This is a genomic window from Microbaculum marinum (assembly GCF_037855135.1).
Lineage (GTDB): Bacteria > Pseudomonadota > Alphaproteobacteria > Rhizobiales > Tepidamorphaceae > Microbaculum > Microbaculum marinum.
Window position 1 is genome coordinate 133,631 of sequence record NZ_JAZHOF010000003.1, and the last position, 20,087, is coordinate 153,717.

General features: G+C 65.0%; 20 protein-coding genes. 9 read left to right on the top strand and 11 right to left on the bottom strand.

Going from position 1 to position 20,087, the window contains the following annotated elements; genetic code table 11:
• Window positions 1–3: 3 nt before the first annotated feature.
• The 4 genes from V3328_RS07755 to V3328_RS07770 all read right to left on the bottom strand — a co-directional run bounded on the left by V3328_RS07755 (window position 4) and on the right by V3328_RS07770 (window position 3,524).
• On the bottom strand, window positions 4–483 hold the full coding sequence (locus V3328_RS07755; RefSeq protein ID WP_340329064.1) for a tripartite tricarboxylate transporter TctB family protein: 480 nt from the start codon (window positions 481–483) through the stop codon (window positions 4–6).
• Window positions 484–881: 398 nt separating this feature from the next.
• Window positions 882–1,865 carry a Bug family tripartite tricarboxylate transporter substrate binding protein gene (locus tag V3328_RS07760; protein ID WP_340329065.1) on the bottom strand — a complete coding sequence of 328 codons (984 nt, stop codon included), beginning with the start codon at window positions 1,863–1,865 and terminating at the stop codon, window positions 882–884.
• A 293-nt stretch (window positions 1,866–2,158) separates the two neighbouring features.
• Window positions 2,159–3,052 (bottom strand): c-type cytochrome, encoded by an 894-nt coding sequence (locus tag V3328_RS07765; RefSeq protein ID WP_340329066.1) that lies wholly within the window; start codon window positions 3,050–3,052, stop codon window positions 2,159–2,161.
• Between the two features lie 22 nt (window positions 3,053–3,074).
• Window positions 3,075–3,524: a c-type cytochrome gene (locus V3328_RS07770; protein WP_340329067.1), complete on the bottom strand. Its 450-nt coding sequence runs from the start codon at window positions 3,522–3,524 to the stop codon at window positions 3,075–3,077.
• 292 nt (window positions 3,525–3,816) lie between these two features.
• Here V3328_RS07770 and V3328_RS07775 point away from each other — a divergent pair, with 292 nt between their 5' ends.
• The 4 genes from V3328_RS07775 to V3328_RS07790 all read left to right on the top strand — a co-directional run bounded on the left by V3328_RS07775 (window position 3,817) and on the right by V3328_RS07790 (window position 8,948).
• Window positions 3,817–4,671 (top strand): branched-chain amino acid aminotransferase, encoded by an 855-nt coding sequence (locus V3328_RS07775; protein ID WP_340329068.1) that lies wholly within the window; start codon window positions 3,817–3,819, stop codon window positions 4,669–4,671.
• Window positions 4,672–4,821: 150 nt separating this feature from the next.
• Window positions 4,822–6,201, top strand: a complete 1,380-nt coding sequence (locus V3328_RS07780; RefSeq protein WP_340329069.1) for a carbohydrate porin — start codon at window positions 4,822–4,824, stop codon at window positions 6,199–6,201.
• Window positions 6,202–6,211: 10 nt separating this feature from the next.
• Window positions 6,212–7,633 carry an 8-oxoguanine deaminase gene (locus tag V3328_RS07785; protein ID WP_340329070.1) on the top strand — a complete coding sequence of 474 codons (1,422 nt, stop codon included), beginning with the start codon at window positions 6,212–6,214 and terminating at the stop codon, window positions 7,631–7,633.
• Window position 7,634: 1 nt separating this feature from the next.
• The gene (locus tag V3328_RS07790) at window positions 7,635–8,948 is read left to right on the top strand and encodes an MFS transporter (protein ID WP_340329071.1); all 1,314 of its coding nucleotides are present in this window, start codon (window positions 7,635–7,637) and stop codon (window positions 8,946–8,948) included.
• Here the strand turns inward: V3328_RS07790 and corA are convergent.
• Both corA and V3328_RS07800 read right to left on the bottom strand, forming a co-directional pair.
• A complete protein-coding gene (gene corA, locus V3328_RS07795; protein ID WP_340329072.1) occupies window positions 8,926–9,912 on the bottom strand; it encodes a magnesium/cobalt transporter CorA in 987 nt (328 codons plus the stop codon). The genes V3328_RS07790 and corA overlap by 23 nt on opposite strands.
• 176 nt (window positions 9,913–10,088) lie before the next feature.
• The gene (locus V3328_RS07800) at window positions 10,089–10,688 is read right to left on the bottom strand and encodes a superoxide dismutase (protein WP_340329073.1); all 600 of its coding nucleotides are present in this window, start codon (window positions 10,686–10,688) and stop codon (window positions 10,089–10,091) included.
• Window positions 10,689–10,906: 218 nt separating this feature from the next.
• Here V3328_RS07800 and V3328_RS07805 point away from each other — a divergent pair, with 218 nt between their 5' ends.
• Window positions 10,907–12,253 (top strand): TIGR03808 family TAT-translocated repetitive protein, encoded by a 1,347-nt coding sequence (locus V3328_RS07805; protein WP_340329074.1) that lies wholly within the window; start codon window positions 10,907–10,909, stop codon window positions 12,251–12,253.
• 32 nt (window positions 12,254–12,285) lie between these two features.
• Here the strand turns inward: V3328_RS07805 and V3328_RS07810 are convergent, their stop codons facing one another.
• The 4 genes from V3328_RS07810 to V3328_RS07825 form a co-directional block, all read right to left on the bottom strand.
• Complete coding sequence (locus tag V3328_RS07810; RefSeq protein ID WP_340329075.1) at window positions 12,286–13,455, bottom strand: acetyl-CoA acetyltransferase; 1,170 nt, start codon at window positions 13,453–13,455, stop codon at window positions 12,286–12,288.
• Between the two features lie 144 nt (window positions 13,456–13,599).
• Window positions 13,600–14,670 carry an asparaginase gene (locus tag V3328_RS07815; protein WP_340329076.1) on the bottom strand — a complete coding sequence of 357 codons (1,071 nt, stop codon included), beginning with the start codon at window positions 14,668–14,670 and terminating at the stop codon, window positions 13,600–13,602.
• Between the two features lie 57 nt (window positions 14,671–14,727).
• Complete coding sequence (locus V3328_RS07820; RefSeq protein WP_340329077.1) at window positions 14,728–15,177, bottom strand: RrF2 family transcriptional regulator; 450 nt, start codon at window positions 15,175–15,177, stop codon at window positions 14,728–14,730.
• A gap of 134 nt (window positions 15,178–15,311) precedes the next feature.
• The gene (locus tag V3328_RS07825; RefSeq protein WP_340329078.1) at window positions 15,312–15,896 is read right to left on the bottom strand and encodes a MaoC family dehydratase; all 585 of its coding nucleotides are present in this window, start codon (window positions 15,894–15,896) and stop codon (window positions 15,312–15,314) included.
• 149 nt (window positions 15,897–16,045) lie between these two features.
• Between V3328_RS07825 and V3328_RS07830 the strand changes: the two genes are divergently transcribed.
• Both V3328_RS07830 and V3328_RS07835 read left to right on the top strand, forming a co-directional pair.
• The gene (locus V3328_RS07830; RefSeq protein WP_340329079.1) at window positions 16,046–17,299 is read left to right on the top strand and encodes an acyl-CoA dehydrogenase family protein; all 1,254 of its coding nucleotides are present in this window, start codon (window positions 16,046–16,048) and stop codon (window positions 17,297–17,299) included.
• Between the two features lie 37 nt (window positions 17,300–17,336).
• A complete protein-coding gene (locus V3328_RS07835; RefSeq protein ID WP_340329080.1) occupies window positions 17,337–18,017 on the top strand; it encodes a TetR/AcrR family transcriptional regulator in 681 nt (226 codons plus the stop codon).
• 74 nt (window positions 18,018–18,091) lie between these two features.
• Here the strand turns inward: V3328_RS07835 and V3328_RS07840 are convergent, their stop codons facing one another.
• Window positions 18,092–19,123: a histone deacetylase family protein gene (locus V3328_RS07840; RefSeq protein WP_340329081.1), complete on the bottom strand. Its 1,032-nt coding sequence runs from the start codon at window positions 19,121–19,123 to the stop codon at window positions 18,092–18,094.
• Window positions 19,124–19,167: 44 nt separating this feature from the next.
• Here V3328_RS07840 and V3328_RS07845 point away from each other — a divergent pair, with 44 nt between their 5' ends.
• Both V3328_RS07845 and V3328_RS07850 read left to right on the top strand, forming a co-directional pair.
• Window positions 19,168–19,530 carry an MmcQ/YjbR family DNA-binding protein gene (locus V3328_RS07845; RefSeq protein ID WP_340329082.1) on the top strand — a complete coding sequence of 121 codons (363 nt, stop codon included), beginning with the start codon at window positions 19,168–19,170 and terminating at the stop codon, window positions 19,528–19,530.
• A gap of 103 nt (window positions 19,531–19,633) precedes the next feature.
• Window positions 19,634–20,035, top strand: a complete 402-nt coding sequence (locus V3328_RS07850; protein ID WP_340329083.1) for a hypothetical protein — start codon at window positions 19,634–19,636, stop codon at window positions 20,033–20,035.
• Window positions 20,036–20,087 lie beyond the last annotated feature (52 nt).

The window sequence follows — 20,087 nt, forward strand, 5'->3', positions numbered from 1 at the left end:
CCGTCACCAGGCGTAGGCTTCGAGCACGCCCCATGGCAGGGGCACGCGCAGGAACTGGCCGAAGAACTGCTGCAGGACGATCACCGAGACGACTGATATCGCCAGCGAGGACAGCCAGAAGCGCCGGCCCCGCAGCCAGAACAGCAGCGCGTAGAGCGTGATGAAGGCGGTGATGACGAAACCCAGTCGGTCCGACACGGCGATGTAGAAAATCAAGGCGCCGACCACGAGCAGGAAATTGGCGACAAGCCCCGGCGAGCGCATCCACTCGAACGGCTCAGCCACTGGCCCAGCCTCCCGTTCGCGGATGCCGCGGATCATGAGCAACGCACCGAGAATCGCCATGAACGTCGCGATGGTTCGCGGAAAGAACGCGGCGCCGTAGTCCTGTCCCGGCATGATGGGAAAATTGCGGGTGACATAGTAGATGGCGCCGGCGAGCAGGACGAACAGCAGCCCGGATATGGCGTCGTTGACTTTCAAGAGAGACGTCCCGATTTCCCGGACGGCTGTTTCCGGATGCACCCGAAGTCGTCTACTGCTCGCCCCAATCTCTCCGCCGTCATCCCGGAAATCGCGAATGCGATTATCCGGGATCGGAGAGCCACTGAGGCCGCGGTGGCTCTCCGATCCCGGCTCTCGCTTTCGCTCGGCCGGGATGACGACAGAGAGGAACGTAGCACCGGTCTGCTCTCCCCTGTCGGGGGCGAGCCTGCATCTGCCATCCGGATCTTGCTTCTGTGCACGCCTGCCCGCTCCCGGCACTCGACTCGCGTCTCGGGCGTTCGACCGCTCAAAACGCGACGCGTATCGTCCGCTGACGCGGACCGCGTCTCACCCCGGCGGGCCTGGCAGCCCGCCGGGGAGGAGGAACTCGTCGCCTATTTCGTCAGGCCGGCCTTCTTCATGACCTCGCCGAAATCCGTGTCGGATTTCTGCATGAAGGCCTTTGCCTCGTCGGCCGGACGCCAGACCATGCCGAAGCCGCGGCCGTCCATGAACTCCTTGTATTCGGGGCTGTTATAGGCCTTCTCGAGCGCCGGAATCAGGACCGACGTGACCTCCTCCGGCAGACCTTTCGGCCCGACCACCATCCGCCAAGCACCGACCACCCAGTCGGATCCGGTCGCTTCCTTGAGCGTCGGCACGTCGGGGAAAATCGCCAGGCGCTCCTCGCCCATGTTGGCGAGCGGCACCACCTCGCCCGCATCGATGAGCGCCCGCCCCTCGGCGAGCGACGACGTCACGAAATCGGTGCCGCCGGCGACCATGTCCTTCAGCGCGGGAGCGGAGCCCTGGCTCGGGATCCACGGCGCCACGGCCGGGTCGACGCCTTCGCTCAGCATCCAGCCGGCAAAGCCGAGATGCCAGATGCCTCCCTGTCCGGTGCCGGAGCCCTTGAAGGTGCCCTCAGGCTCCTTCTTGATGGCGGCGAGCAGATCGGCGGCGGTCTGGTAGGGGGACCCCTTGGCCACCATGAGCCCGCCCGGGTCGAGATTGACCTGGCCGAGCACGGTGTAGTCCTCATAGGTCAGTTCGGTGAGACCGGCCCAGTGCATCATGGCGATCTCGACGGTGGCGATGCCGATCGTGTAGCCGTCCGGCTTGGCGGTGGCGATCGCCGAATGGCCAACGACGCCGCTGCCGCCGGTGCGGTTTACGACGTTGACGGGCACGCCGAGTTCCTTCTCGAGGAGGCTGGCGAAGATGCGGCCGACCGCGTCCGTACCGCCACCGGCGCCCCAGGGCACGATCATCGTGATGGGGCGATCCGGATATGCCGCCTGAGCGGCGCCGGCGCCGAGCATGCCAAACGCGGCGGCCATCGCGAGGCTGGCACCCTTAAGGAAGTTTCTCCGTTTCATCGACGTTTTCTCCCAAGTGTCTATTATGGCGTTTGCCGGCGTCGCGCAGATGCACTCGGCCGCGGAACGGGCTATTGTCTTCAGCAACATGCCAGCCCGACGAGGTATACGCTACTTGTCGGATGACCTGTTTACCAGATGTCGGCGGCGGTTGTGTACCGCAAAGGCATGTTTGCAGACGCGAGGATACGTCCGCCAGCGAGAGCGCCGAAGAAACTGCTTTGCCGAAAGCTTCAATGCGACGCGCCGCAGTCCTGGAGGCATTTGCTGTCGACGCTGACTGCGGAACTTGGCTAGCGGGCGTCGGGCAGGCTCTTCAGATAGGCGGCAATCGCATCGCGGTCATCGGCGGTGAGCTGCGACGTGTTGCGGACTACGCGCGCCATGCTGCCGCCTAGCGAATCGAAGTCCGGCGTGAAGCCGCTTTCCAGGGCATATGCGATGTCGGAGGCTGACCAGTTCGCAAGACCGGCCGCGGTGATGTCGGGAACGGTGCCCTCCCCTTCCGGGTTCGGCGCGCCTTCGAGCCACCTGTCGCGCTCCAGGCCGCCCAGGACGTTGCGCGGGGTGTGGCATTCGCCGCAGTGGCCGGGTCCCGTGACGAGATAGGCGCCCCGGTTGATCTGGTCGGTGGCGTCCGGATCCGGCGTGAATGGTTCGCCGTCCAGGAACAGAAGCTGCCAAAGGCCGAGACCGCGCCGGATGTTGAACGGGAACGGCAGTTCATGTCCGGGCACGTCCGAGGCCACCGCCGGCACGGTATCGAGGAATGCCTTCAGGTCGATGATGTCTTCCACCTTAATGCGCTGGTACGACGTGTAGGGGAAGGACGGATAGAGGTGGGTGCCGCCCGGCGCGATGCCTCGGGTCATGGCGTTGACCAGGTCGATCGCCGACCAGCCGCCGATCCCGCTGTCGGGATCCGGCGAAATGTTGGGCACCCGGAAGGTTCCGAAAGGCGAGGGAAGCGCCAGGCCGCCGCCCAGCTGCAATGGATCGTCCTGGTCCGGCGTCGCGTGGCAGGACGCACAGCCGCCGGCGTAGAACATGTACTCGCCATTGGCGACGTCGGGCTCGTGATCCGGCAGATCCGTCGCCGCAAGGGGCGTCGGCATCGTCAAGAGCCAGAAGGCGCCCGCCCCGATCAGGGCGAGCACGACCAGGCCGGATATGATTCGGATCAGCATGCGGGGAGTATGCCCCGACGCGTCAGCCGTTGTTCTTCTGGCGGTAGGTTTCGTGGCAGCCCTGGCAGGTCTGCCCGATCGTGCCGAGCGCCGCCTTGACGCCGTCGAGATCGGAAATCGGGTTGGCGATTATACCGGCGGCCGCCTCGGCGAGGGCGTCGTCCTTGGCCTGGAAGCCGGCCATGTCTTCCCAGATCTTCGGACTGGCCTCCGTGTCGCCGCCGGTCTGCGTTCCCTCGGGAAACAGGCTCGTGAAGCCGGCAGAGCCGTTGTAGAGCACGCGCACCGCCAGATTCGCGGCACCGGCGTCAAACGGCATTTCGCCCTTCGCCATCTTTGCCAGCGTGCCGACCGCGGCGCCGTTGTTCTTCATCACCATCTGACGTTTGGCGATCGGGTCCATCGCCGCCCAGGCGACCGCTCCTGTGGCGAGCACCGCCACTGTGGTTCCGACGAACAGCAAGCGTTTCATACCTTCTCCTCCACGATTCATCACGTCCCTTCGGGGGTGCTCCGACCATCGGAAAACGATCGGGAGGGCACAAGTCACAGCCATGTGATGCTGTCTCCCCGGCCTCTCATGAATACCGGCGCATCCTGCGGTAATCCCCGCTATGTACCGATGACGCGAACGGTCTGTTGCGCCGATGAGGACAATGAAGCGGCGTGACTTGCGCGACGCCTCCTCGACGCCATTGTTGACGCAGCATTGACGATTGCGCACGAAGGGACTTCGATAGCGGCGCTCGAGCGGGAGGGACGGCATGGCGGGGTGGTCGAAGACATGGTCGTACATCGACGGTGATTGGGTCGATGGCAATCCCCCGCTGGTCGGTCCGCGCAGCCATGCACTCTGGCTCGGCTCATGCGTCTTCGACGGCGCTCGTGCGTTCGAGGGCGTGGCGCCCGACCTCGACATGCACTGTGTCCGCGTCAATGAATCGGCGCGCGCGCTCGGCCTGGAACCGGTGCTGCGAAGCGAGGAAATCGTCGAACTGACCCGGGACGGCCTCGCACGCTTCGACAGGGACGCCGCTCTCTACATCCGACCGATGTACTGGGCCGAAGAGGGCGGATATGTCGGCGTTCCGCCGCTGCCGGAATCAACGCGCTTCTGCCTGTCCATCTACGAGGTTCCCATGCCGGAACCGGCAGGCTTCCCGGTCTGCCTGTCGTCCTTCCGGCGGCCGTCACTGGAGCAGGCCCCCGTCAATGCCAAGGCGGCGTGCCTCTATCCGAATTCCGGAAGGGCGATCATCGAGGCGCAGAAGAAGGGTTTCGAGAACGCGGTCGTGCTGGATTCCATGGGCAACGTCGCCGAACTCGCCACTGCCAACCTGATGATGGTCAAGGACGGGGTCGTCCACACGCCCTATCCGAACGGCACCTTCCTGAACGGCGTCACCCGGCAACGGGTGATCGCCCTGCTGCGGGCGGCCGGCTACGCGGTCCACGAGCGCGTCATCAAGTACGCCGAACTGCTCGATGCCGACGAACTGTTTTCCACAGGCAACTACGCCAAGGTTCTGCCCATCAACCGGATCGATGACCGCAACCTGCAGCCGGGCCCGGTCTACCAGCGCGCGCGCGACCTCTACTGGGAGTGGGCGCACGCCTGATCGCCGAAGCCGGAACCGAAGCCGGAACCGGAACGCCGCAGGCTGTCGGGACGGGTGTGCAATGGGCTAACCTGCCGATCAGTGTTCCGGGCGCCTCGCGTCCCGGGACCGCAAGGGCAACAACGCAGCGGTGCCATCGGTATGGGGGCGGTGAAGTATCTGACTGGAACCAAGTGCGCTTCGTGGGCACTCCTGCTCGCGTTCCTTCTCGCGGGCCGTGGCCCATCCACCGCCGAACCCGGACCGTGGAGCCAGTCGAGCATCACGCTGGAGGTGCTCTGGGACGATTTTCTCAGGGTCACATCCAGCCGGCCGCCGAAGAGGAACGCGCCACCGGAAAGCCCGACCTGGGGCTGGCTGTCGGGGGACTGGCAGGCCCAGCGCATCACCGGCAACTGGAACGGTGCGCGCGACCGGCTGGAAAGCGAGGGCATCTCCTTCACGCTGGATTATCTGGGTCAGTTCGCCGCCAACCCTGTCGGCGGCGTCATCGAAGGCGGAGCAAGCTGGACGGGTGACTGGTCGCTCGGCCTGCGGATGGATCTGGACAGGCAGTTCGCACTGCCCTTCCCGGTCTACGTCACCACATCGGTCGGCATTCTCGACGGCTCGGACGCGCTGAGCGACACCCATATCGGCAACGTCATGGACGTTCAGGTCTCCGACCTCGACGGGCGATGGTTCCAGCCGAAGGTCGTGTACCTGGCGGTCGGAGCGCAGCTGTTCGATCAGACGACGGAAGTGCTTGCCGGCCGGATCGTCACGTTCGACGACTTCGCCACATTCGCGAAGGCCTGTACGTCGATGAACGGTTCGATCTGCGGCAATCCGGTCGCCGGCCAGTTCGACATCACCTTCCCAACCGATCCCGATGCGGTCTGGGGCGCGCGCGTCAAGGTGAAGCCGGGCGACCGCTGGTATGCCCAGGCCGGCGCCTACCTCGTATACCCCGGCCTGGGCGACCCGGACCACTATGGGCTCGAGTTTGGCGCGCCGGCCGGATCGGGCATTCTGGCTATCGGCGAGGCTGGACTCCATGTCGGGCACAGCGCCAACCGGCCCGGCCTGCCGGGAACATACAAGGCCGGCTACTACTATGACACCGAAGAGCTCACGAACCTTTCGACCAACACGTCGGAGCGCAATTCCTGGGGCATCTACGGGATGGCCGAGCAGATGCTCTACAGCGAGACGGACGATTATTCGCAGGGGCTGTGGGGCTGGTTCGCCCTGAGCTACGCGCCGCCGCTGAAGAGCGACGTCAAGGCCATGGCCGCGCTCGGCCTGAGCTACACCGGCCTGTTGCCCCACCGGCCCGACGACACCCTGGCCTTCGTCGCTGCGGCGAGCGTATTCTCCGAGTACCTACCCGGCCAGAGCTCGGAAATGCTGCTGGAACTGAACTACCAGGCGCAGCTTCTGCCGGCACTATCGGTCCAGCCGGGCATCCAGTACATCATGAATCCGAGCGGCTACTCGACCATCGAAGACGCCTTCGTCGTCGGGCTGAATGTGAGCGCGACCTTCTGACAGGTGAGACATGGGCCAGTCCCTGCTGATCAGGAATGCCGATATCCTGGTGACGATGGATCCGGAGCGCCGGGAGATCCGAGGAGGCGGCCTGTACGCAGAGGACGGCGTCATCAGACGGGTCGGCCCGAGCGACACCCTTCCGCACTCGGCCGAGACGATCATCGACGCAGCGGGCCACATCGTCCTGCCCGGCTTCATAAACACGCACCATCACCTGAACCAGACGCTGACCCGCAACCTTCCCGCCGCACAGGACAACAACCTGTTCCCGTGGCTTGCGGCGCACTACCGGATCTGGGCGCGGACGACCCCGGAAGCCTCGCGCGCCAGCACCTTGGTGGGCCTCGCTGAGCTCGCCCTTTCCGGCTGCACCACGGCCTTCGACCATTCCTACGTATTCAAGAGCGGCAACAAGGTCGACTACCAGATCGAGGCGGCGCGGGACCTCGGCATGCGCTTCCATGCCAGCCGCGGATCGATGTCGCTGGGAGAATCCCGTGGCGGGCTGCCGCCTGACGACTGCGTGGAAGACGAGGACTTCATCCTGGAAGATTCGATCCGAGTGATCGACCGATATCACGATGCAGGTCACGGTGCGATGACCCGCGTCGTCCTGGCGCCCTGCTCCCCATTCTCGGTATCGGAAGACCTGCTTCGGGAAAGCGCCCGGCTGGCCCGCGACAAGGGCGTAATGCTGCACACCCACCTCTGCGAAACGCTCGACGAGGAGCGTTACACCCTGGAGCGGTTCGGCAAGCGGCCGGTAGAGTGGATGGGCACGCTGGACTGGCTCGGACCGGACGTGTGGTTTGCCCACGCCGTCCACGTCGACGACGAGGAGATAGCGACTTTCGCCCAGACGCAGTGCGGCGCCGCCCACTGTCCTTGCTCCAACATGCGGCTCGCTTCGGGTATTGCACCGATCAAGAAGTACATGGCGGCCGGCATCCGCGTCGGCCTCGGAGTCGACGGCTCGGCGTCCAACGATTCCTCCAACATGCTGCTGGAGGCGCGGCAGGCGATGTTGCTGGCGCGTCTCAGGCTGGGCCTGCTGCCGCCCGAGGGGCCACGCAAGCACTTCCTGATGTCACCGTCTCATCCCATGCGGCAGGCCGAATGGATGACCGCCCGCGAAGCGCTGGAACTCGCGACGCTGGGGGGCGCGCGCGTGCTTGGCCGTGACGATATCGGCTCGCTCGAACCCGGCAAGTGTGCGGACTTCTTCACCCTAGACCTCAACACGCTGGCCTTTGCGGGCGGACTGCACGACCCGGTGGCCGCGGTGGTGTTCTGCGCCCCTCACGCGGCCCGCACGGTCGTCGTCGGCGGCCAGATCATTGTCAGCGACGGCGCGATCGCCCGCATGGACATGAGACCGGTCATCGAGGAGCACAATCGCTGGAGCATGCGACTGATCCGGGGTGACTGAGATGGACGTCGCGATACGGCAGTGGGTGCCCGCATCCCGCTTTCTCGCCTGGGGCGCCGCCGAACTGTTTTTCGTCCTCGGCGTCGTGGTGGCGATCCTATTTGCCATCCAGGCCCCGAGCGTATCCGGAGAACTAGATCTCAGCCAAAGCCAGCTTGCCACGCTGAGCGGTGCATTCTTTCTCACCTACTCGATCGGGCAGCTCGCACTCGGCGCACTGCTGGGCCGCCTCGCTCCCCGTTTGCTCCTCGCGTCGGCGGCCATAATTGCCGCGATCGGATGCATCCTGTTTGCAAGAAGCACCTCTCTGCCGCTCGCCATGATCGCGCGCGTGCTGCTGGGCTGCGGATTGTCCGTGAGCTTCGTCGGCGTCGTGTACGTCATCGGACGCGACTATCCGCAGCGCTTCTCGTTTATGGCGTCGTTGAGCCAGAGCATCGCCAACCTGGCAGGCGCCGCCGTGGCGCTGGCGGCAAGCTTCACCACCGCGCTTGCGACGTTCCGGGCGCCGTTCATGGTAGTCGGCGCGATGGCGTTGATTGCTGCAATTGGGCTTCTCATGTTCGTCGGGGACCGGTCGAAACAAGCGCTGCCCGCACGTCCTGCCGACACGGCCCCTCTGGCCAGGGTGCTCATGGTCTGCTTCACATCGCTGCAGTTCTGGATGGGGCTGATCTACTATTCCTGCCTGTTTGGCACTGTGCTGGCCTACGGAGACTTGTGGAACATCCAGTTCCAGACGAACTATTTCCACCACTCCACGCAGCTTGGCGCCGTTTTCAACGCGGCGATTCCGCTAGGGGTTACGGTCGGCAGCCTCGTTGCGGGCACGTGGGCCCAGATCCGCGGCGACTTCGTGCTACCCGCACGCGTATTCGGCCTGATCGGACTGCTGGTATTCGCGCTGATGTTCGTTCAGGACCTCGACGTACCGCTGGCGATTTGGTCGAATTTCCTGATCGGCTTCGCCCTGGCGGGCTCGATACTCGGCCTCACTGCCGTTCAAAAGCACCTGCCCGGCTTCGCGCGGTCCACGGCGACCGCGATTGTCGCCACCGCGGCATTCGTACTTGGCGGCGCGATCCAGCCGCTGGTCGGAATGATGGTCGAGGTGCCGGCCAGTTCATCCGCGCTGTTCGGCGCGGTGTTGCGGGGCAATCCGGAGATGGCGGGCAACGTCGTCCGGGACACCGATTTCGCGACCTATCAGAACGGGCTCGCGCTGCTGATCGGCTACGTGCTGGTCGGCTTCGTGGCGAGCCTCTTCTTCAAACGGCCCGGGACCGAGCAGGCTAAAGCCAGCCCTTGCGCTTGAAATAAAGGAAAGGCGCCAGCGCGGAGAGTACCATCAGGACGAGCACGGCGGGATAACCCCATTTCTCGTGCAGCTCCGGCATGAACGAGAAGTTCATGCCGTATATCGAGGCGATGAGGGTCGGCGGCATCATTGCGGCCGCGGCGACCGAGAAGATCTTGATGATGTTGGTCTGCTCGATGTTGATCAGCCCCATGGTCGCGTCGAGCAGGAAGACGGTCTTGTTGGCCAGGTAGCTGGCGTGGTCGGAGAGTTGGTTGGCGTCACGCAGCGCCGTCTTGATGTGCGTCTTGACGTCCTTCGACAGCCGGATTTCGCCGGCCCCGGATGTCAGGTAGACGAGGACCCGGGAAATCGTCACGAGGCTTTCCCGCGCTTTCGACGTCAGGTCGCCGGCAAGGCCGATGCGTCCGACGACAACCTTGAAGTCCTCGGTCGTCATCGGTTTCTTGCGGGTTTCCGACCGTTCGAAGGTTTCCACGGCGATCTGTTCGGTGTCGAGACCGGCGTGCTCGAGCACATCCGCGATGCGGTCGATGAAGGCCTCGATCAGGCCGAGCAGCACGAATTCGCCATTCCGGCACGCCGGGCCCAGTTTTGGCGCCCGTTGCAGAAAGAGCGAAAACGGCCGGGGATCGGCGTGGCGAACCGTGATCAGGTACCTGTCCTTCAGGATGAAGGTCACGTCGGTCGTGCCGGCATATTTCTGGTCGGCATTGTAGAGGGCCAGCACCGTCATGAAGAGCGCGCCGTCCTCCTCGTACAGGCGGCTGGAGATCTCGATCTCGCGCATCTCCTCACGGCTCGGCACGTCAATGCCGAGCCAGGCCTCGACCTGTGCCTCCTCTTCTGGCGAGGGGTGGTAGAGGTCAAGCCAGACGGCATTGTCGGGTAGCGATGAAAGCGATTCGGCATCCGGGATCGGGTGCAGACCTGATTCGGCGGCGGCGTGGATCGTAAGCATGACGCCTCTTTCGATTGCCCGAGTAACGGCCGGGGTATGTCCGCCGCGGCCGACCAGCCAGACGACGCAGCTCGATGGACAGGTATTTCAGATGATTTCTGCAGGCGCGTGAATGGCCGCAAACGAAAAACGGGGCACACGGCCCCGTTTTCCAATCTCGTTTCGCCCGCCGTCGCTCAGGAGGCGGCCTCGAACAGTTCCTCGACGTATTCCCAGTTGATCAGGTGATCGACCCAGGCGGCGAGGTAGTCCGGGCGCCGGTTGCGATAGTCGATGTAGTAGGAGTGCTCCCAGACGTCGCAGCCGAGGATCGGCGTGGCGCCGTGCACCAGCGGGTTCTCGCCGTTCGGCGTCTTCATCACCTCGAGCTTGCCGTCCTTGACGGCGAGCCAGCACCAGCCCGAGCCGAACTGCGTCACACCGGCGTTGACGAAGGCCTCGCGAAGCTTGTCGTAGCCGCCGATGTCCGATTCGATCGCCGCCGACAGCTTGCCGGGAAGCTTGTTGCCGCCGCCATTCGGCTTCATCCATTTCCAGAAGTGGATGTGGTTGTAGTGCTGGCCGGCATTGTTGAAGAGGCCGGCGTTCTTGCCGAAGGAGCCCTTGACGATCTCCTCGAGGCTCTGCCCCTCCCATTCGCTGCCCTTGAGCAGGTTGTTGCCGTTGTTGACGTAAGCCAGATGATGCTTGTCGTGGTGGAATTCGAGCGTCTCCGCCGACATGTACGGCGCAAGGGCGTCGTAGGCATAGGGCAGATCGGGAAGTTCAAAAGCCATGGTGTGTCCCTCCTCGTGCGGTGAACCGGATCAGGGGAATTGATACAACGAGCCTGTTCACGGCCGCCCCCTACCGCCGGCAATAGATAGGCCTTGGAGGGCGCGCGGGCAACACGGCAAGCGTTGCGCACGTCGAAGCTCCGGGACAACGCGAACAATTGGCGCTGCGTTCCATCGTGGTAGACGAGGGGGCGGGCCGTAACCGCTGGAGTTTCGACATGAGCAAGCCCGGGAGGATTTCGCGACGTAGCCTCCTCTCCGGGGCAACCGCAATGGTGGCTTGCGTTGCGGGCGCCCGCAGCGCGTGCGCCCAGGTCGATGGCATGGACGCGGCGCAATACGGTGTCCAACCAGACACTTCGACCGACCAGACCGCGGCGATACAACATGCCATCGACGAAACGCGCATCAGCGGCACGCCACTGTTTCTGCGGCCGGGGCGCTATCACGCCGCGACCCTGCATCTGAACGCAGGAGCAAGGCTCGTCGGAATACCCGGCGCCACGCGGATCGTCTCCACGGGCGGCGGGCCGCTGATCTCGGCCCGGGGGGCGGCGAGGGCCGGCCTTGCCGGTCTCGTGCTGGACGGAATGGCGCGGGACCTTGGCGATGCCCAGGCGCTGGTGGAGATGGTCGAGGTCGACGACGTCGACGTGACAGACTGCGCGGTCGAGAACAGCTGGGCGGACGGCCTCTATCTGCGCGCCTGCGGCGGTCGTGTCGCCGGCTCGCGGATCGCGGGCGCCCTGGGCGCGGCGCTATTCTCGCTGGACGGCAGAAACCTCGAAATATCCGACAATCGCGTTCGCGACTGCGGGGACAACGGCATCATGGTCTGGCAGTCGGAGGCAAGGAGCGACGGGGCGCGGATAACGGGCAATCATGTCGAACGCATCGACAACCGCTCCGGCGGCGACGGCCCCTATGGCAATGGCATCGTCGTTTTCCGCGGCGGCGGCGTGACCGTCTCCAACAACCGTGTCACCGACTGCACGTTCTCGGCCATCCGGGTCAATGCCGGCTCCGACGCCATCGTCTCGCAGAACAACTGCGCCCGGCTCGGCGAGGTGGCGATCTTCGTGGAGTTCGAGTTCAACGGAGCGGTCATCTCCAACAATATCGTCGACCGCGCCACGCACGGCATCTCCGTCACCAATTTCGACCGCGGGGGACGGTTGGCCGTCGTGTCCGGCAATCTCGTCCGCAACATCGAGATCGGGGAATTCGCCGAACCGCGCGGCAACGGCATCTTCGTCTCGGCCGATACCACCCTGACCGGCAACGTGGTGGAGAATGCCGTAAATGCCGGATATGCGCTGGGCTACGGCCCTTACCTCCGCGACGTCGCCGCAACCGGAAACATCGTGCGCAACGCCGCGGTGGGATTCGAGATATCGGTGGTCGACGGCGTCAAGAACGTGCTGGTCGCCGATAACCTGATATCGCACGTTTCAAGGGCGGCGATTCTCGGCATGGAGTGGGAAGCCGCCGTGACCGGCGACCTCGCAGTGGAGGGAGCCGAGGATTTTCCGGAGCTGACACTCAGCGGGAACCGGGTCGGATAGTCCTCCCCGGATCCCGTGTTCGCCGAAGAACCCTACTTGATCCGTTCCAGGATCGAGACGTAGTTGGCAACGGCTGCGCCGCCCATGTTGAAGATGCCGCCGAGATCTGCGCCCTCGATCTGCATGCCCTCCGGCGCAGTGCCGGTGAGTTGCATGGCGGTCAGGGCATGCATCGACACGCCGGTGGCCCCGATCGGGTGGCCCTTGGCCTTGAGGCCGCCGGAGGGGTTGACCGGCAGGCGTCCGCCGATCTCGGTCTGGCCTTCGATCGCCACGCTTGCGCCCTGCCCTTCCGGCGCAAGGCCCATCGCCTCGTATTCGATCAGTTCGGCGATGGTGAAACAGTCGTGGGTCTCGACGAAGGACAGATCGTCGATGGCGACACCGGCTTCCGCCAGCGCCCGCTTCCACGCCTCGGCACCGCCCTCGAACTTGAGGATGTCGCGCTTCGACATCGGCAGGAAATCCTGCACGTGCTGGGCGGCCCGGAATGCGACGGCCCGGTCCATCTTCAGGGCGGTCTGCGTATCGGCGAGCACGATCGCGGCGGCGCCGTCCGACACCAGCGAACAGTCGGTGCGCTTCAGGGGACCGGCGACGTAGGGGTTCTTCTCGCTCTCGGCGCGGCAGAAGTCGTAACCAAGATCCTTGCGCATCTGCGCGTAGGGATTGGCGACGCCGTTCCTGTGGTTCTTGGCGGCGATCCGGGCCAGCGCGTCGGACTGGTCGCCCCAGCGCTGGAAGTAGTTGTGAGCGATCTTGCCGAACACGCCCGCAAAACCGGCCGGCGTCTCGCCGTCCTCAGGCAGGTAGGACGCCTTGAGCAGGATGTTGCCGATTTCCGGACCGGGGGTGGAGGTCATCTTCTCCACGCCCACGACGAGGACGACCCTGGCGGCTCCGGCGCGGATCGTCTTGATACCCTGGTGGACCGCAGCGGATCCCGTCGCGCAGGCATTCTCGACGCGGGTCGCAGGCTTGAAACGCAGGTCGTCACTGGACTGCAGGACCAGCGACGCTGTGAAGTCCTGGGGCGAGAAGCCGCCGTTGAAATGACCGAGGACGATCTCATCGACCTCGTCCGGGCCGATACCCGCATGCGCAAGAGCTTCGCCGGCGACGCCGACGATCAGGTTCTCGACGGTCTCACCCTCGAGCTTGCCAAAGGGCGAATGCGCCCAACCAACGATGCAAGCGGTCATCTCGGCTCTCCAGTTGCATATACAATCATCTATATTATAGGGCAAAATCGGGCCGGTTCCAGCCCACCTTACTCAGACCGGACCTGTGCCCTCCCGCCTGGGCGGGTCTTATAGGGGAGCGCTCCCGTTGCGCCAACCGGCGCGTCACCGGACCGCGTCCGCCAGCGCATCGCTGATCCCTTCGGCAACTCGTATCTCGCCGACGCGAGCACCGATCCGGTTCAGGACGGAAGGACGGGCGAGGCCCGCGATCCTGGCGGCCGCCTCGGCTGGCAATCCGGCTCCCCTCAGTATCACCTCGGCCATCAGCACCTCCGAAGCCCGGGTCGCGCCGTCGTCGATCTTCAGCGCGATGCCAAGGCCGGTCCCGGGAAATGCGGCACAGAAGACCCCCTCCGCGCCGGTCTTGACGAATGCGGCGGATCCGGCCCGCTCCATGACCAGCGTGCAGAAGCGTCCTGTGCCCGCCACCATGAAAGGATGCGCGCCGCAGGCTGCACGGATCCGCTCGAGCGCCGTCCTGCGGTTCTCGGCGAGACGACCGCCCGTAGCGAGCAGCGCGAACGCCCTTGCCCATGCCGTGAGGGGCGCAGCCCACGTCGGCAGTGAGCAGCCGTCGATGCCGCAGAGGTCCGCTGTGAGGTCGACCCCGGCCATCTCGCTCATCGTCTGGCGCACGCGATGCTGAACCGGGTGGTCCGGCCGGGAGTAACCACGCGGGTCGACACCCATATGCCGCGCCAGCGCAAGCATCCCGGCATGCTTGCCCGAACAGTTGTTGTGTATGGGACCCGGAGACGCACCGGCCTCGGCAAGGGCGATCCGGTCCGCGTCCCTGGCCGGGTCCTGCGGGCCGCATTCGAGCCAGGATTCGTCCACGCCCGCCTTGGCGAGCATGGATCGTGCCGCCGCAACGTGTCCGGCTTCGCCGTTGTGGGACGAGCAGGTGAGCGCGATTTCAGCGTCGCTGAACCCGAAAGCGTCGGCCGCGCCGTCCTCTACCAGAGGCAGGGCCTGCAGCGCCTTGATCGCAGAGCGCGGATAGACCGGCGCCGAAACGTCTCCTGCCGAGAACACCAGGTCGTCTCCGGCGTCGAAAATGGCCAGCCTGCCGCGATGGAAGCTTTCGACCAGAGGGCCTCGCGTCACCTCCACGACGACGGGATTCGCAGCAGGATCCGGCGAAGTCCTATCGATGTCGTAGCTTGAGGACATGCGGCGCTCCGGGCACGGCCGTCGCATCAGACGTCAATTGCACGACCGCCTCCGGAGTCAGATTGGCGCAATCGCGTCCAGGACGCTCTTGGCACCGGCCTTGGCCGGTCGTGCGGTCACGATATCGCGAAGGGTGTGCTGGTCGAGCACCTCGATGAAGGCGCCGAGTGCATCGTCGAAGATCCGGTTGATCGGGGCGACCGGGCGGATCACGCATTCCGCTCCACCGCCGAAACACTCGGCCTCGATATGCGTCTCCTCCGTGACCCTCACCACGTCGCCGATGCGGATGTCAGCCGGATCGCGCGCAAGCCGGATGCCGCCGCCCCGGCCGCGGGACGTCTCCAGGAAGCCGCCTTCCACCAGGATCGGCACGATCTTGAAGACGTTATGCTCGGTTATGTGCTGAGCCTTGGCGACATCTGCAACGGTGACCGAACGGTCGCCCGCCATCGCGCAATGCAGGAGAATGCGCAGCGCATATCCGGTTTGTTTGGTCAGTCGCATTTCCTGTTTCCCGCTCGGAATGCAAGTGTAACACAACTGGCACCGGGGGACGCCTGCTATTTAAACACATTCGCCCGTCGATGGCGTGTTTTGTTTTCGCGCTGCTCCGCTCGCCAATGCAGCGGACAAAAACGCTAGGCGCCAAGGCCGGCCGCTTCGCCCTGAAGATAGTGTCTGACGCGCCATTCGGCGACTATCGCGGGCTTGCCCTCGCCCCTTATTTCGAGGACTGCGTCATAGAGCAGGTTGACGACCCCGGAGCCCTGGGCCTCGACCGCCTTCAACGTCAGAACGGTACGCACCTCCGCGCCCTCGCGCACGGGCGCCGCGAATCGAATGCGGTCAAACCCATAATTGACGGACATCTGGCCGTTTTCCAGCTTGGGCGCGATCTCGGCGGCAAGGCCTCCGAAAATCGACAGCGACAGGAATCCATGCGCGACCGTCCCGCCGAACGGAGAGGCGCGGGCGCGTACCGGATCGACATGGATGTACTGATGATCGTTTATGAGATCAGCGAAGTCGTCGATCATCGCCTGATCGATCACCCGCCAGCGCGACGGCGCCAGCGGTTGGCCGACCAATGCGTTCACGGCGTCGACCGTCAGCTTCTCGGGCGGCGTCGGGCCGGGCATCGGGGCATGTTTCCTGTCTCGCGCATGGAAGACCCTCCAATACCTGATCATGCCAGTGGAACAAACAACGCTCGTCTGGAGCATCCCCCTGAGAGCTCTGCTGGAGACGCCATTGATTCATACATGCGTTTGAAATAAGGTCCGTTCAAACACCTGTATGAATTGCTGGTACCCATTCGGACTGTGCCGGAGCGGAACGGCAAATCGGAGCGATCACGGTCGAGGAGGACGGAATGGATTTCGAGTTTTCGCCGCGCACCCGGGACCTGCGGGAGCAACTGCTGAACTTCATGGCCGAGCACGTCTATCCCAATGAGGAACGGATGTACGCGGAGATCGACCAGGGCGGCGACCGCTGGCAGACAATACCCACCCTGGAGAGGTTGAAGACCCTCGCGCGGGACCAGGGCCTGTGGAATCTGTTCCTGCCGGAATCCGAACTGGGTGCGGGACTGACCAATCTCGAATACGCGCCGCTCGCCGAGATCATGGGCCGCAGCCATTTCGCCGCCGAGATTTTCAACTGCTCGGCCCCCGACACCGGCAATATGGAGGTGTTGGTCCGCTACGGGACGCCCGAGCACAAGGAGAAGTGGCTGACACCGCTCCTGAACGGCGAGATCCGCTCCGCCTTCTCGATGACGGAGCCTGCCGTTGCATCCTCGGACGCCACGAACATCCAGACCGAGATCCGTCGCGACGGCGACGAATACGTCATCAACGGCCACAAGTGGTGGTCGTCGGGCGCAGGCGATCCGCGGTGCCGGATCCTGATCGTCATGGGCAAGTCCGACCCGGACAATCCCGACCGTCACCGGCAGCAGTCGATGGTGCTGGTTCCCCTTCCCCACCCCGGCGTCACCATCGTGCGCCATCTGCCGGTGTTCGGTTTCGACGACGCGCCGCACGGCCACATGGAGGTGCGTTTCGACAATGTCCGGGTACCGGCCTCGAACATCCTGCTCGGCGAGGGTCGTGGCTTCGAGATTGCGCAGGGACGGCTTGGACCGGGACGCATCCACCACTGCATGCGGATCATCGGGGTCGCCGAGCGCGCCCTCGAGCGCGCCTGCAGGCGTCTGGAAAGCCGCGAAGCCTTTGGCGGACCGATCGCCAACCAGTCGATATGGTCGGAGCGCATCGCGGAGTCGCGCATCGCCCTCGACCAGGCTCGCCTCCTGACCCTTCACGCGGCGTGGAAGATGGACACGGTCGGCAACAAGGAGGCGCGGATGGAAATCGCCGAGATCAAGGTCGCGGCGCCGCATGCGGCGATCAAGGTGATCGACTGGGCAATTCAGGCCTTCGGCGCCGGCGGCGTCGCCGATCACGTCATGGCCAATGCGTATGCCTACGCCCGTACCGTCAGGATTGTCGACGGTCCGGACGAGGTCCACCGCAACCAGATGGCGCGGCTGGAGCTTCGCAAGTACCGCAATGCCGACCCCGCCCGCACCGGAGGCGAAGGCAAGGTATATCTGGCGTGAGGGCTTCGGGGTAACCGGCCTCGGATCCGACGGCCCCATGACAGGAACAGCCGACCCAAGGCCGGGGTCGCCGCGCGGCGAGGAGACGCGAACGCTCATCCTCGACACCGCCGAGCGGATGTTCGTCGAGCGGGGATATTCCGGCGTCACGATGCGCGCACTGACGGCGGAGGCGGGGGTCAACCTCGCCGCCGTCAACTACCATTTCGGCACCAAGGACGCCCTGCTGCTGGAGGTGTTCCGGCGCGGCAGCCTGGCGATCAACCGGGAGCGCGCCCGCCTCCTGCGCGAGGCTGAAGCACTTGCCGCGCCCGGTACGGCGCCCGTACGCGACATCCTGCGCGCCCTGTTCGAACCGCCCTTGCGCGCGACTCTGGCAGGCGGAGAAGCCTCGGGCGGACGCTCGATCTACATGCAGTTCGTCGCCCGGGCGGCGCTCGACGGGCCGGCGGAAATGCGCACGATGCTGGAGCGGGACGTGCGGCATCTTGAACGTTTCGTCGCTGCGCTCGCGAACGCGCTGCCCGCGCTGTCGCGCCCGGAACTGCTGTGGCGGTTCCATTTTGCGATGGGCGTCCTGCACTCGATCTATCACGACTTGAAACGGCTCGACGCACTCGCGGACGGGGTCTGCGACATGTCCGACGCGGATGCGATCATCGGCCGCGTGGTGGATTTTGCAGTCGCGGGGCTCGAACAGCCCTTGCCGCTTGGCTGAACGGCGCAAATCCAGCGGACGCTGACGGGATAGACCGATTCCCGTAACCGAGGGCGGGCCGGCACTGCCGCCGTCTAAACCCGATGCTTCTCCCCGAACCCGGTCAGGAAACTGGCAAGGTTGGCGCCGAGTTCGTCACACAGATAGCCCCCCTCCTGGACGATCACCGTCGGCAAGCGCAATGCGGCAATCTTCTCGGCGATGCGGGCAAAGCCTGTGGTCGTCACGGAGAGACCGCCGAACGGATCGCCTTCGTACGCGTCGAGTCCCAGCGCAACCACAAGCGCGCCGGGGCTGTAGGCGGCAATGCGGCCGATGGCGGCATCGAGAGCCTCGAGGAATTCCGCATCGCCGGCGTGCCGCGGCAACGGCAGGTTCATGTTGTAGCCGAGACCGGGACCTTCACCGCGTTCGTCGGCATATCCCCAGAAGAACGGATAGAAGCGGGCGGGATCGCAATGCAGCGACACTGTCAGCACGTCAGGACGCCGGTAGAACATGCCCTGTGTGCCGTTGCCGTGGTGCAGGTCCACGTCGAGGATCGCGACGCGGTCGTGGTCGCCGCGCAGGCACTGCGCGGCGACCCCGGAATTGTTGAGATAGCAGAATCCCCCGGCCATGTCGGCGTAGGCGTGGTGACCAGGCGGCCGGCAAAGCGAGTAGATCGATGACTCGCCGTCGAGCACGTGCCGGGCGGCCTGCACGGCGGTGGAGGCGGACATCCGCACCGCGTCCCAGGTCTCCGCCGAGATCGGGCACGCCGTGTCGGCCATGTGGAAGCCGGCCTGGCCATCGACCGACTCCGGGTAGCCGGATGTCGACCGCACCGGGTGCACGTTCGGAATGACCTCGGCGGACGCTCCCTCACGGCGGCGCCAGCGCTCGTGGGCATGCTGCAGGAATTGCAGGTATTCCGGCGTGTGAACGGCAGAAATGCCGGCAAGCCCCTGGTCCACGGTCATCTCGTGCTCGAGCCCGATACCGACCGCAGCAGCGAACAGACGATCCGCACGCTCCGGCTGCTCCGGATTTGCGGTTATCGTTCCGCTGGCCACGAAATGCTGTGGATAATGCAGTTTCTGGGCCTCGTTGTAGACCACCTTCATTTCGCCATACCCTCTACGTTCGCCCCTTCCGCCTGGTGTCGCCGATGACCTACGACGAGTTCAACGCGTTCTGCCGCGCGCTCCCCGCCACCACCCATGTGGTGCAGTGGGGTGGCGCACAGGTGTGGAAGGTCGGCGGCAAGGTGTTTGCGATCGGCGGCTGGGCCGACGGCGCGCCGGCCTACACCTTCAAGGTGAGCCCCCTCAGCTTCGAAATCCTGAAGGAACAACCGGGTCTGCGGCCCGCACCGTATCTCGCCTCGCGCGGCATGAAATGGATCCAGCATCACGCCGCCCCCGGCCTGACCGACGAGGAATTGATGCAGTATATCGCCCAGTCGCATCGCATCGTCTCCCTCGGCCTCACCAAGAAACTGCAGCGCGAGCTTGGACTGCCGAGCAGCTAGCCGCCGCGGGCGGGGACTGGAACCAGGCAGGGCGTCTGGCGTTAACCAACCAACTCAGTGTTGGAGGGATGCCATGACAGCCCGTTCGGCTCGAATCGGAATAATGACCTTCCGATCTTGGTGCGTCGCCATCGCAGCATCGGCGGCGATAGCTGCCGCGACGACGGGTGGCGCTGCACGCACGAGCGATCCGGCGAGCCCCGCCTGCGGCGACCTGCAATACTCGCGAAGCGTGCTCGACCGGATGGTCGAGGACGGTCGAGCCGCCGTTCTCACCGATCTCGAGGGTGAAACCGCTCGCCTGTGGATTTCCATGCTCAATCAGTATCCGCCACGCACGGCCTATCCGGGAGACGCGGTGATCGCAGTTGTCTCCGACACCACGCGGGGCAACGTGATGGTGGCGATCTACAGCGAAGGCTGCGAACTTGGCGTCGGCGCGATGCCGGCCTCGGTCTACCGCACCATCAGCGAAGCCGTTGAAAAGAGGGTTCCGCAGGCCTGACACAATCGTCCGGTGCCGGGCGCCCTCGAGCCGGCACCTCTTCCTGCTTAGA